Genomic DNA, 11,743 nt, shown 5'->3' on the forward strand with positions numbered 1-11,743 from the left:
TCCTCGAGAGAAGAAGGGTGAAGAGGGAAGAAGAAGGGGCGAAGCGCCATCGGCGACGCTAGGCCGCGTGCCTACAAAGGCACTCGACACGCGCTACACGCCGAGCACCCCGGCAGCGGCGCGTACGGCGGTCACGTCCTGGGCGGCCGTGCCGGGGCGGGCCGGGAGCAGGGGGACGACGGACGAGCGGCCGGAGCGCACGGCCGGGTGGCGGCGGGCCAGCTGGGACAGTCCCTGGCCCGGGCCGGTCTCGACGAGCACCAGGTCCCCTTCCGCGAGGAGCGCGTCGAGGGCGGGCCAGAAGAGCACCGGCGCGACGGGGTGACGGGACCAGAAGGCCGGGTCCTTGGTCTCCGCCGGGGTCAGGAACCGGGCCGTGTACCCGGACATCACCGGGATGCGGGGCTCGGCGACGGGGAGCGCGGCGATCCGCTCGCCCGCCCCGCGCATGGCCGGGGCCAGGGACGGGCTGTGGAACGCCGTGGAGGCCGGCACGCGCTGGAGCACGAACCCGGCGTCGGCGAGTGCCGCCGTGACGCTGCGCAGCGGGTCGTCCAGGCCGGCGAGGACCGTCTGGCGCAGGGCGTTGACGGCGCCGACGACCACGCCGTCGGTGAGGAAGGGCGCCACCTCGTCCTGGGTGGCCGCGACGGCGACCATCCCGCCGGGCGGCGCCTGTGCCAGCCGTCCGACGCGGTCGTGGACCAGGGCGGCGGCGTCCCGCAGCGTGAAGACGCCGGAGAGGACCGCGGCCGCCACCTCGCCGATGCTGTGCCCGAGCAGGGCGACGGGCCGTACGCCCCAGTCGAGGACGAGCCGCCCGAGGGCGTAGTCGACCGCGAACAGCAGCGGCTGGGAGCGCGTGACATGGTCCATCACCGCGGTGTCGGACGTCCCCAGCCAGTCCTCGCGCAGCCCGGCGCTGTGGCCGCCGAGGTCCGTCAGCGCGGTCAGGGCCTCGTCCATCGCCTCGGCGAAGACGGGCTCGGCGTCCAGGAGTCCGGCGGCCATGCGCAGATGCTGCGAGCCCTGGCCGGGCAGCAGCAGGGCGACCGGTCGGGCGGTGCCGTTCATCGGTCCCTCCAGGAAGGCGTGTTCAGGATCTCGACGACGGCGCAGGACCAGCTGAAGCCGGCGCCGACGCCGAAGAGCAGGCACGTGTCACCGGGCCCGAGCGCCCCGCCGGAGACCAGGTGGTCGAGTCCGGCGAAGGGGTCCCCGGCGCCCAGGTGCCCGATCGTCCGGCTCCAGGACCAGGTGCTGCGCTCGGGGTCGATGCCGAACTTGGCGAAGTAGGCGACATGCAGCCTGCGGTGGCCGAGGTGCGGCAGCACGAACCGGTCGACGTCCGCGAGGCCGAGCCCCGCGTCGGCGAGCGCCTGCTTGACGACGGACTCCTGTGCGGCGGCGACCCGGGCGACGGTCGGGGCCACGCCGTGCCCGGCCAGGAAGTCCCGCTTGTGCGCCTCCAGATCGACGACCTCGCGGTGGCTGAACGGGGCCGGGCCGAAGGGGTCGTCGCCGCGGTGCATGCCCTCCAGGTCGGGCGCGGAGACGGTCGCGACGCTGCGGACCCGGGCGAAACCGGAGTGCCGCGAGAGAACGAGGGCGGTGCCGCCGTCGCCGTAGACGGTTCCGGGGTCGCTGCGCCACCGGTCGAAGCCCGGCGGGCAGAAACGGTCGCCGGTGGTCACCAGGGCCGCGACCCGGGCCGGGTCGGCGGCCAGATAGGCCCAGGCCAGGTCGAGTGCCGCCATGCCGCCGTTGGAGACCTGCCGGACCTCCAGCGCGGGGCACTGGTTGCCGACGGCGGTCCGCTGGACGTAGGAGGCAGGGGCCCACAGGTCGAAGCCCTGGTAGTAGAAGCTGGCGTGCAGCACCAGGTCGATGTCGCCCGGTTCGGCTGCGGCCCGCTCCAGCGCGGTCCGGGCGGCCCGGGCCGCCATCTCGGGAGCGGGCTCCCCCGCGGAGACCGTCACCGACTCCATCCGCGTGGAGCGGGCGACGGCGGCGTCGCACCGCCCGTCCGCGACCGCGTCCGCGACCCGTTCGACCGGCGGCAGCCAGGTCCCGGTCGCCCGGATGTACAGCTCGCCGCCGTTCACGCCGCCACCTTCCGCCCCGACCCCGCGAGCGCTTCGGCCGGTGCGGGGGCCCGTACGACCATGGCGCTGTTGAAGCCGTGGTGGCCGCGGGCCAGGACCAGTGCCGCCGTGCCGTAGACCGGCCGCGGCTCGCCGAGGACTAGGTCGAGGCCGTAGGTATCGGGGACCTCGGTGACGTTGACCGTGGGCGGGGCGAGGCCGTCGCGCAGGGTCAGCAGGGCGGTCACCACGTCCAGCGGACCGGCGCCGGAGTAGAGCCGGCCGGTGGCCGTCTTGGGCACGGTGACCGGGACTGCGCCCGCGCCGAAGACCGCGGTCAGCGCCTCCGCCTCGGCCGCGTCGAGTTCGGGCACGCCCGCGCCGTCGGCGAAAACGACGGCGATGTCCCCCGGATCGGCTCCGGCGTCGGCGAGCGCCTGCTCGATCGCCCGCCGCAGGGTCGGGGGCCGCCCCGACCCCGGGCGCGGGTCGAAGGTGGCGCCGAAACCGGCGATCTCGCCGTAAGGGTGACGCCCCCGGGCACGGGCCCCCTCGGCGCTCTCCAGGGTGAGCAGCGCGCCGCCCTCGCCGGGCAGATGACCGGAGGCCCGGTCGTCGAAGGGCAGGTAGGCGTCGGCGGTGAGCCGCCCGCCGGCCAGCTGGGCGGCCATGCCGTACGGGCACAGGGAGCAGTCCATGCCGCCGGAGATCATCAGCTGCGCGCCGGAGCGGATCTGGCGTCCGGCGTGGGCGAGGGCGTCCAGGCCCCCGGCCTGCTCGCCGACGAAGACGCCGGTCGGCCCGTTCATGCCGTGCCGGATGGAGATCTGGCCGGTGTTGACGGCGTAGAACCAGGCGAAGGACATGTAGGCGCTGACCTTCTTGGGGGACTCGCCCCACAGGTGCTGCAGTTCGCGCTGGCCGAAGCCGAAGCCGCCGGAGGCGCCGGCCGTGACGACGCCGCGTGCCAGCGAGGGCACGGAGTCGAGGTCGATGCCGGCGTCGGCGACGGCCCAGTCGGCCGCGGCCAGGGCGAACTGGGTCATGCGGTCGGTCTGCGGGATCAGCCGGCTGGGCAGGTGCTCGCCCGCCTCGAACCCGGTCACCTCGCCCGCGTGCCGCGTGGGATAGCGGGCGGGGTCGAACGCCTGGACGCGCCGGATGCCGTCCTCGCCGCGCAGCGTCGCCGCCCAGTAGGCGTCGAGTCCGACGCCGGTGGGGGCGACCACCCCGATGCCCGTGACCACGACCGGGGTCATGCGGCCCGCCCCTCGGGCCGGCGCAGCACCATGGCGCTCTGGAAGCCCCCGAAGCCGCTGCCCACGGTGAGCGCGGCCGACAGGTCGCGCTCCCTGGCGTACAGGGGGACGTAGTCCAGGTCGAGTTCGGGGTCGGGGTCGGTCAGGTTCGCGGTGGGCGGGATGACGCCGTGTTCGAGGGCCAGCGCGGTGGCGGCGACCTCGATGGAGCCGATGGCGCCCAGCGAGTGCCCGATCATCGACTTGATGGAGCTGACCGGGACCCGGTGGGCCGCGGCTCCGAGGCTGCGCTTGAGGGCGGCGGTCTCGTGCACGTCGTTCTGCTTGGTGGCGGTGCCGTGGGCGTTGACGTAGCCGAGCGCGTCCGGGCCGAGGCGGGCCTCGTCGAGCGCGGCGTCGACGGCGGCCGCCAGTTCGCGTCCGTCGGTGCGCAGCCCGGTCATGTGGTACGCGTTGCCGCGGGAGGCGTAGCCGGCGATCTCGGCGTACACATGGGCGCCCCGGGCCCGGGCCGCGGTGAGTTCCTCGAGGACCAGGACGGCGGCGCCCTCGCCGAGGACGAAGCCGTTGCGGGTGCGGTCGAAGGGGCGCAGCGCGGTCGCCGGGTCGTCGTTGCGGGGCGAGGTGGCCCGGATGGCGTCGAAGCAGGCCACGGTGATCGGGGAGATGGGGGCGTCGGTGGCCCCGGCGATCATCACGTCGGCCAGGCCCTCGCGGATGAGGGAGACCGCGTGCCCGACCGAGTCGAGGCCGGAGGTGCAGCCGGCCGAGACGACGGTGCAGGGGCCTTCGGCGCCGGCCTCCCAGGCGAGCTCGGCGGCCATCGAGCTGGGCACGAAGTGGTCGTACAGATGGGCGCTCGCGGCGGTGTGGTCGACCAGCCACTCCTGTCCGCCGCCGCTGAGGGCCAGGTACTCCTCTTCGAGCTTCTGGGTGCAGCCGACCGCGCTGCCGAGGCTGACGCCGGTGCGGTGGGCGGTCTCCGGGTCGGACTCGAGGCCGCTGTCGGTGACGGCCTCGCGCAGGGCGACCAGGGCGAACTGCGCCGCCCTGTCGAGCCGTTCGGCGTCCTCGGCGCTCAGCCCCTGCTCCGCCGCGTCGAAGTCGCACTCGGCGGCGATCCGGGAGCGGAAGGGGGCGGGGTCGAAGAGGCTGATGGTGCGGGTGGCGGTGCGGCCGCCGGTGATGGTCTGCCAGAACTGCTTGGTGCCGATGCCGCCGGGGGCCACCACGCCGATGCCGGTGATCGCGACCCGCCGGGTCATCGGGCCTCCCCGATCGCGCTGTGCCGCTCCAGATAGAGATTGGAGCTGCTGGTGCTGATCGCTTGCAGCGCCTCGGCGTGCGGCCGGAAGTCGGCCTGGCCGACGGCGGCCCGGAAGGCGGAGACGTCCGACCAGCGGGCGATGTTGACGTAGCTGTGCGGCTTCTCCAGGTGGCGTACGAGGGTGTAGCCGAGGAATCCGGGCTGGCGCTCCATGAAGCGTGCCGTGCGGGCGAAGACGTCCTCGAACTCCTCCGGGGAGGTGCGAAGCGTGAAGCTGTTCACGAAGGTGGCCGGGCCACCGGTGGCGGGGCCGGGCTGATCGGCTGACATGGGATCGGTGCTCCTCATCGTCCGGGCGTCCGGCGACGCGTACGCCGAGGTCAGACTGAAACCCTCCGGCGCGTGCCTCGCGGCGCCCTAGAAGACGGCTGGATCCCGCCCCCGGTCAGGGGGCCCCGCGCCCCAGCCGCACGGGGATGCCGACGTCCCGCCGCCAGGCGTGGCCGAGTCCGGCGACGGCGGCGATGACGCTCCAGCCAGCCAGCTCGCCGCCCTGGTAGTGGACGATGTCGGAGCCGGTGCGCCGGGGCAGGGCCCGCCCCGCGACGATCTCGGCGAGCGGGAGCGGCTCCTGCGGGGTGCCCGCGGGGCGGCCGCCGAGGGGAGCGATGCTGACGTACCGCACAGCGGGCGCCGAGACCGCCGGCACGGCCGACGCGGCGGCGGTCTCGGGAGGCCGGGCAGCCGGGCCCGTGCCGGACGGGCCGTCGGCCGGATCCGTGTCGGGTGGCCGGGCAGCCGGACCCGTGCCGGACCGGCCGTCGACCGGACCCGTGCCAGGTGGCCAGGCAGCCGGACCCATGCCGGACCAGCCGTCAGCCGGACCCGCCCCGGGCGGCCGGGCAGCCGGACCCGTGCCGGACCAGCCGTCGACCGGACCCCTGCCAGGTGGCCACGCCGCCGGATCCATGCCGGACCGGCCATCAGCCGGACCCCTGCCGGGAGGCCGGGCAGCCGGACCCGCCGCGTCGTCGGAGGGGCGAGAGTCGATCACCGGATCGCGGGGGTCGCCCGAGGCGGCCGGGGCGACCGTGGCGGTCTGGTCGATCAGGAGCGCTCCGGCCGCGAGCCATTCGGCCCGGACGGGCGGGTGGCCGCCGGTGGTGGCGACGACGTCGGCGCGGGCGGCGGTGGCGCGGGCGTCCTCGGAGACCCGCACCCGCAGGCCGGTGCGCAGGGCCGCGGCGGCGGCGAAGTCCCGGGTCCGGTCCGGTTCCCGGCCGACGACACGCACCTCGGAGAGCGAGGGCAGCGCGTGGTGCAGGACGAGCAGGCAGGACCAGGCCGCCTCCCCGGTGCCGAAGAGGCCGAGCGTGGCGGGGGCCGGCGGGGCGAGGTACCGCGCGGCGAGTCCGGCGGGGATGGCGCCGCGCCAGCCGTCGAGGGCGCCGGCGTCCACGAGGCCGAGGAGGGACCCGTCATCGGCGAGCAGCAGTTCCACGCACGCGGCGGACAGGTCCGCGCGGGGTTCGAGCCGGACGGCGAAGCAGCGGCCGAAGGGGCCGGAAGCGTGCGGTCCGACGGTCAGCCGGCAGCGCGTGGCGGGGAGCAGGACCAGGGTGTCGGGGCCGGGCGCCGGATCGTGGCCGAGGAGCAGCCGCTGTACGTCGGAGAACCGCTCCTCCATGAAGGCCTCGTCGTCGAAGGCGTCGTCCACGTCTTCCGAGGTCAGCATGATCGGCACAGCGATCGTCCTCTCGGGACCGGCAGCTGGGTATGCAAACTTGAGTATCACGGGACGCGTGCCGTCCTCCACCCGGTCCCGATCAACGGCCGGAAGGGCTCCCCGTCAGGCGCCCTTCTCCTCCCCCGCCATGACGTAGGCGCCCGCTTCCAGGCGCTCGATCAGCGCCTCGGTCCAGGCGGCCTGACTGGCGGCGCCGTGCTCCCAGAGGCCGAGGAGCTCACGGATGTGGGCACGCTGCGGCCGCTCGCCGGCCGTCTCGTCGACCTTGGCGATCAGCTCAGACTGTTCGGCCGAGAGCGACGCGATGCGCTCGCGCAGCAGACCGATCGCCTCCTTGCGGCTGAGCGCGGGCAGCAGAACGAGCGCCGCGCCCAGCATGTCCGGCCGGTTGTTCCCCTGGCGCAGCGCGTCACGCAGCAGCCTGAAGAACTCCTCGTCGCCCGGCGGCGCGATCTCGTAGTCGACCCGGCCCGGCCAGTCCGGGATGTCGGTCGACTTCAGCAGCCCGTCCTTGGCCAGCTGCCGGAGCGCGTGGTAGATCGAGCCGAACTTGATGTGCGCCCATTCGTCGGCACCCCAGGACAGCAGTTCGGAACGGACCAGATAGCCGTGCGCCCGGCCGTGCATGCGCACGACCCCCAGGACGAGCAATCTCGTGGCAGACATCGTCTCCCTGCTGAATCTCCCTCACGGCACGGACCGGCAACCGGTGCTCCGCCCTTGAAGGGGCCTTTCACCATGAGCGGGCCCTTGAGGCCGGGCCCCGCCGGCTGATCCCACGGTAGTACATGACCTGCTGTTCTCCGCGAGCGCGGGAGGGACGTAGCGCGCGATACGCCCCGGATCGAGCGCCGCTGCAACGACTCTCGACTCCCGTACGAGGTCACGGTCCGAGGGTGGAGGCCCATCGCAAAGGGTCGTTCGCCGGAACAGGGGTTGGGATGCGGGTACTCTTCACCACCTTCGCCGCCAAGTCGCACATGCATGCCCAGGTGACACTCGCCTGGGCCCTGAAGGCAGCGGGCCATGACGTCAGGATCGCCAGTCATCCCGATCTCGCCGACGAGATCACCAAGACGGGGCTGACCGCCGTCGGTGTCGGGGAGGAACTGCATCTCGACGAGCAGATGCAGGAGACCCAGGAGAACATCGGCCAGGACGTCGACCAGCTGGAGAGCCAGGCGCAGGTCGGTCTCGACATGAGCGAGACCCGGCCGGAGCGGCTCACGCCGGACTACACACTCGGTGTGTTCACGGCCATGACCTCGGTCGTCTTCCAGAACTGCTGCTCGGACCAGATGGTCGACGAGCTGGTGGAACACTGCCGCTCCTGGAAGCCGGACCTGGTCCTGTGGGACACCATGACCTTCGCGGGCGCGATCGCCGCCATGGCCACCGGGACGGCACACGGCCGGCTGCTGTTCGGGCTCGACCTGGCGGGCCTGATGCGCGAGACGTTCCTCGGGCAGCTCGCGGCGCGCCCGCCGGAGCTGCGGGACGACCCGCTGCGCGAGTGGCTCACCTGGAGTCTGGAGCGGCACGGCGCCTCCTTCGAGGAGGCCGCGGTGACGGGCGACTTCACCGTCTGCCCGCTGCCGGCGTCCATGCGGCTGCCGGTGGACCTGCACTACGTGCCGATGCGGTACGTGCCGTACAACGGGCAGTCCACGGTGCCGCAGTGGCTCCAGGAGCCGCCGAAGAAGGGCCGCCGGGTGTGCATCACCCTGGGTGTGGCGCACCGCGAGGTGCTCGGCGCCGACCGGGCCTCCATCGGGGACCTGCTGGAGGCCGTCGCGGGGCTCGACGACGTCGAGGTCGTCGCCACGCTCAACGAGAAGCAGCTCACCGACTTCGACACCCTGCCGGACAACGTGCGGGCCGTGGACTTCGTCCCGCTCGACGCGCTGCTGCCGACCTGCGACGCGGTGATCCACCACGGCGGGTCCGGCAGCTTCGGCACGGCGATGATCCACGCCGTGCCCCAGCTCATCGTCGTCGACGGCGTCTGGGACACCATCAACAAGTCCCGGTACCTGGAAGAGCGCCAGGCCGGGCTCTACGTGCCGGGCAAGCTCAGCGCGAAGGGACTGCGCGAGCTGCTCGTCCGCCTGCTCGAGGAACCGGTCTTCAAGCGCAACGCCGAGGCCCTGCGGCGCGAGGCGCTCGCCGCCCCCGCCCCCGCGCAGGTCGTCCCCACGCTGGAGCGCCTGGCCGTCGAGCACCGCCGCCGGTGACCGGCGCGCCGCACCCGCACACGCCCGGGCCGCCGGCCCTGCCGTACCCGACTACCTCCCGGACGGTGAACCAAGCGATGCAGATCCGTAAGCTCAAGGTCGAGGGGGCCTACGAGTTCACCCCCCGTCAGTTCCGCGACCACCGCGGGCTGTTCGTCTCGCCCTTCCAGCTCGACGCGTTCCAGCAGGCCCTGGGGCGGCCGCACTTCCCGGTGGCGCAGACCAACCACAGCCTCTCCCGGCGCGGCACGATCCGCGGCATCCACTTCACCGTCACGCCGCCCGGCACCGCGAAGTACGTGTACTGCGCGCGCGGCCGGGCCCTCGACATCGTGGTCGACCTGCGGGTCGGCTCGCCCACCTTCCGGCAGTGGGACGCGGTCGAGATGGACCAGGTCCACTTCCGCGCCTCGTACTTCCCGGTCGGCGTCGGCCACGCCTTCGTCGCGCTCGAGGACGACACCGTCATGTCGTATCTGCTGACGGGCCCGTACGTGGCCGAGAACGAGCTCGCCGTCGACGTCTTCGACAAGGACCTGGGCGTGCGGCTCCCCTCGGGCCTGGACACGGTGCAGTCGGAGCGGGACGCCGCCGCGCTGTCCTTCGCCTCGGCCCGGGCCCAGGGCGTGCTGCCCGACTACGCCGAGTCCCTGGCGGTCGAGGAGGCCCTGTGGCAGCCCTCCGGCATCGGCGCCACGCGCTGAGCCCGGCGATGTCCACCACCACACAGGGCGGGCCGGCCGCCGGGACCGTTGCCGTGCTGGGTTCCACCGGATGCGTCGGCCGCAGCCTCTGCGACGAACTGCTGCGGACCGGGCACCAGGTGCTCGCGGTGGCCCGGCACCCGGCCCCGTACACCCGTGCGGACGCCTTCGTCCCCCTCGATGTCGCCGCCGCCGCGCCGGAGGAGCTCGCGGCGCTCCTCGACCGGCACGGCGTCACCGCCGTCATCAACGCCACCGGCGGCTGGGGCACCACCGTCGAGGAGATGCGCAGCGCCCACATCGACCTCGTGGAACGCCTGGTCGAAGGGTGCGCCGCGACCTCCCGGCGGCTGCGGATCGTCCAGATGGGATCGATCCACGAGTACGGTCCCGTGCCCGACGGGGTCCGCATCGACGAACAGCGCGAGCCCGGCCCGCTGACCCCGTACGGGCTGACCAAGCGCACCGGCTCCGAGCATCTGCTCGACCGGACCCGGGCGGGCCGGGTGGACGGGGTCGTGCTGCGCGCGGTCAACGTCTGCGGACCGCACACCCCGACGGCCAGCTTCCTCGGTGCCGTCACGGCCCGGCTGCGCGCCCTCGGCCCCGGCGACGTGCTCGGCCTCGATGTCGCCGACGCCCGGCGGGACTTCGTCGACGTACGGGATCTGGCCCGGGCGGCTGTCGCCGCGGTGCACGCGCCCGTCACCGGCCTGGTCGTGAACATCGGGCGCGGCGAGGCGGTGCCGATGCGCGACCTGGTCGACGCCCTGTTCGACGCGGCCGGCGTGGACGCCGCGTCGGTGAAGCTCAACTCCGCCGAGGTCGCCAGCAAGGGCGGCGGCTGGACCTGCGCGGACATCCGGTTCGCCGCCCAGGTGCTCGGCTGGCGGCCCACGATCCCGCTCGGCGAGTCCGTCCGGGCGATGTGGGAAGCGGCAGCGGACACCACCTCCCTGGAGGTCTCATGAGCGACACCCCTGCCCCCTCTTCCGCCGCGACGCGAGATCCCGCCGAGCGGCGGATCGACGATTCGGCCCGGCTGCGGACCGGCCCCCTCGGCGATCTCTCCGACTTCACGGACTGGTTCGCCGACTACGGCCGGCGGGCCTACACCCATGTCGACAAGGTCCCCCTGCACGCCCTCGAGGGCTGGGAGACCGACCCCGGCACCGGCGATCTGCGCCACCACACGGGCCGGTTCTTCACCGTGCACGGGCTGGAGGTCAGCAACCCGGGCGCGCCGGTGGCGCGGTGGACCCAGCCGATCATCAACCAGCCCGAGATCGGCATCCTCGGCATTCTCACCGCCCCGATCGACGGGGTGCTGCACTGCCTGATGCAGGCGAAGGTCGAGCCCGGCAACGCCGAGGGGCTCCAGCTCTCCCCGACCGTCCAGGCGACCCGGAGCAACTACACCCGGGTCCACCAGGGGCGGGCGGTGCCGTATCTGGAGCACTTCATGGACATCCACAGCCGTCCCGGGGTGCTCGCCGACGTACGGCAGTCCGAGCAGGGGTCGTGGTTCTACCGCAAGCGCAACCGCAACGTGGTCGTCGAGCTCCCCGAGCCGGTGGAGGCCCTCGACGGGTACCGCTGGATGACGCTCGGCCAGATCCATGAGCTGCTGGGGCGCCGGGACACGGTCAACATGGACGCCCGGACCGTGCTGTCGTGCCTGCCGTTCACCGGTCCGGACGTCGAGCAACCCGACAGGGACGACTTCGGGTCGGCGCTGCTGCGCTCGGGCGATCCCGGGGCGGTGAGTGTGCACAGCGCGGCGGAGATCCTCGGCTGGATCACCGACCGGCGCACCAGCAGCGACATCGCGGTCCGCCGGGTCGCGCTCGGCGAGCTGCGCGACTGGAGCCGCACCGACGACCGCATCCGCCACGACGCGGGCGCCTTCTTCGACGTCATCGGGGTCCAGGTCGACGCCGGCGGCCGTGAGGTCCACCGGTGGAGCCAGCCGATGATCGAACCGGTGGGACAGGGCGTCATCGCCTTCCTCGTCCGGCGTTTCGAGGGGGTGCTGCACGTCCTCGTGCACGCGCGCGTGGAGCCGGGCTTCGCGGACGTGGTGGAGCTGGGCCCCACCGTGCAGTGCGTCGCGGAGAGCCACGCGCAGCTGCCCGGCGGGACCGCGCCGCCCTTCCTCGACGAGGTGCTGGGGGCTCCCGCGGAGCGCGTCCGGTTCGACACGGTGCTCTCCGAGGAGGGCGGGCGCTTCTTCCACGCGCTGAACCGCTACCTGATCGTGGAGACCGACCAGGACGTGCCCCGCGACCATCCCGACCACCGCTGGATGACGCTGCACCAGCTGTCGGACCTGCTGCGGCACAGCCACTACGTCAACGTCCAGGCGCGCAGCCTGATCGCCTGCCTGCACAGCCTGTACCACGCGGGCTGACGGCAGGGACCCTGAAACGCCGTGTCCCGGTGCCTGTC

General features: G+C 73.6%; 11 protein-coding genes. 4 read left to right on the forward strand and 7 right to left on the reverse strand.

The features are described 5' to 3' along the window. Positions 1-93 precede the first annotated feature (93 nt). The 7 genes from ACWIF2_RS26770 to ACWIF2_RS26800 all read right to left on the reverse strand — a co-directional run bounded on the left by ACWIF2_RS26770 (position 94) and on the right by ACWIF2_RS26800 (position 7,023). A complete protein-coding gene (locus tag ACWIF2_RS26770; RefSeq protein WP_454363229.1) occupies positions 94-1,074 on the reverse strand; it encodes an acyltransferase domain-containing protein in 981 nt (326 codons plus the stop codon). Continuing rightward, positions 1,071-2,105 carry a ketoacyl-ACP synthase III family protein gene (locus ACWIF2_RS26775; protein WP_454363230.1) on the reverse strand — a complete coding sequence of 345 codons (1,035 nt, stop codon included), beginning with the start codon at positions 2,103-2,105 and terminating at the stop codon, positions 1,071-1,073. The genes ACWIF2_RS26770 and ACWIF2_RS26775 overlap by 4 nt, the downstream gene beginning before the upstream one ends. After that, a complete protein-coding gene (locus ACWIF2_RS26780; protein WP_454363231.1) occupies positions 2,102-3,343 on the reverse strand; it encodes a ketosynthase chain-length factor in 1,242 nt (413 codons plus the stop codon). The genes ACWIF2_RS26775 and ACWIF2_RS26780 overlap by 4 nt, the downstream gene beginning before the upstream one ends. Then, positions 3,340-4,608 carry a beta-ketoacyl-[acyl-carrier-protein] synthase family protein gene (locus tag ACWIF2_RS26785; RefSeq protein ID WP_454363232.1) on the reverse strand — a complete coding sequence of 423 codons (1,269 nt, stop codon included), beginning with the start codon at positions 4,606-4,608 and terminating at the stop codon, positions 3,340-3,342. The genes ACWIF2_RS26780 and ACWIF2_RS26785 overlap by 4 nt, the downstream gene beginning before the upstream one ends. Further along, positions 4,605-4,940 carry an antibiotic biosynthesis monooxygenase family protein gene (locus tag ACWIF2_RS26790; RefSeq protein WP_454363233.1) on the reverse strand — a complete coding sequence of 112 codons (336 nt, stop codon included), beginning with the start codon at positions 4,938-4,940 and terminating at the stop codon, positions 4,605-4,607. Before ACWIF2_RS26790 ends, ACWIF2_RS26785 begins: the two co-directional genes overlap by 4 nt. A 115-nt stretch (positions 4,941-5,055) precedes the next feature. Then, positions 5,056-6,345 (reverse strand): hypothetical protein, encoded by a 1,290-nt coding sequence (locus tag ACWIF2_RS26795; RefSeq protein ID WP_454363234.1) that lies wholly within the window; start codon positions 6,343-6,345, stop codon positions 5,056-5,058. A gap of 114 nt (positions 6,346-6,459) precedes the next feature. Then, a complete protein-coding gene (locus tag ACWIF2_RS26800; RefSeq protein ID WP_184594712.1) occupies positions 6,460-7,023 on the reverse strand; it encodes a PadR family transcriptional regulator in 564 nt (187 codons plus the stop codon). Between the two features lie 275 nt (positions 7,024-7,298). Here ACWIF2_RS26800 and ACWIF2_RS26805 point away from each other — a divergent pair, with 275 nt between their 5' ends. From ACWIF2_RS26805 to ACWIF2_RS26820, 4 genes are all read left to right on the forward strand, one after another. Continuing rightward, a complete protein-coding gene (locus tag ACWIF2_RS26805) occupies positions 7,299-8,591 on the forward strand; it encodes an activator-dependent family glycosyltransferase (protein ID WP_399024623.1) in 1,293 nt (430 codons plus the stop codon). Positions 8,592-8,668: 77 nt separating this feature from the next. Next, positions 8,669-9,295, forward strand: coding sequence for a dTDP-4-dehydrorhamnose 3,5-epimerase family protein (locus ACWIF2_RS26810; protein ID WP_454363235.1), 627 nt, complete (start codon positions 8,669-8,671; stop codon positions 9,293-9,295). Between the two features lie 8 nt (positions 9,296-9,303). After that, positions 9,304-10,266: an NAD-dependent epimerase/dehydratase family protein gene (locus ACWIF2_RS26815; RefSeq protein WP_454363236.1), complete on the forward strand. Its 963-nt coding sequence runs from the start codon at positions 9,304-9,306 to the stop codon at positions 10,264-10,266. Beyond that, complete coding sequence (locus tag ACWIF2_RS26820) at positions 10,263-11,705, forward strand: NDP-hexose 2,3-dehydratase family protein (RefSeq protein WP_454363237.1); 1,443 nt, start codon at positions 10,263-10,265, stop codon at positions 11,703-11,705. The genes ACWIF2_RS26815 and ACWIF2_RS26820 overlap by 4 nt, the downstream gene beginning before the upstream one ends. The last annotated feature ends 38 nt before the right edge of the window (positions 11,706-11,743 follow it).

The organism is Streptomyces sp. NPDC055506 (genome assembly GCF_053643595.1).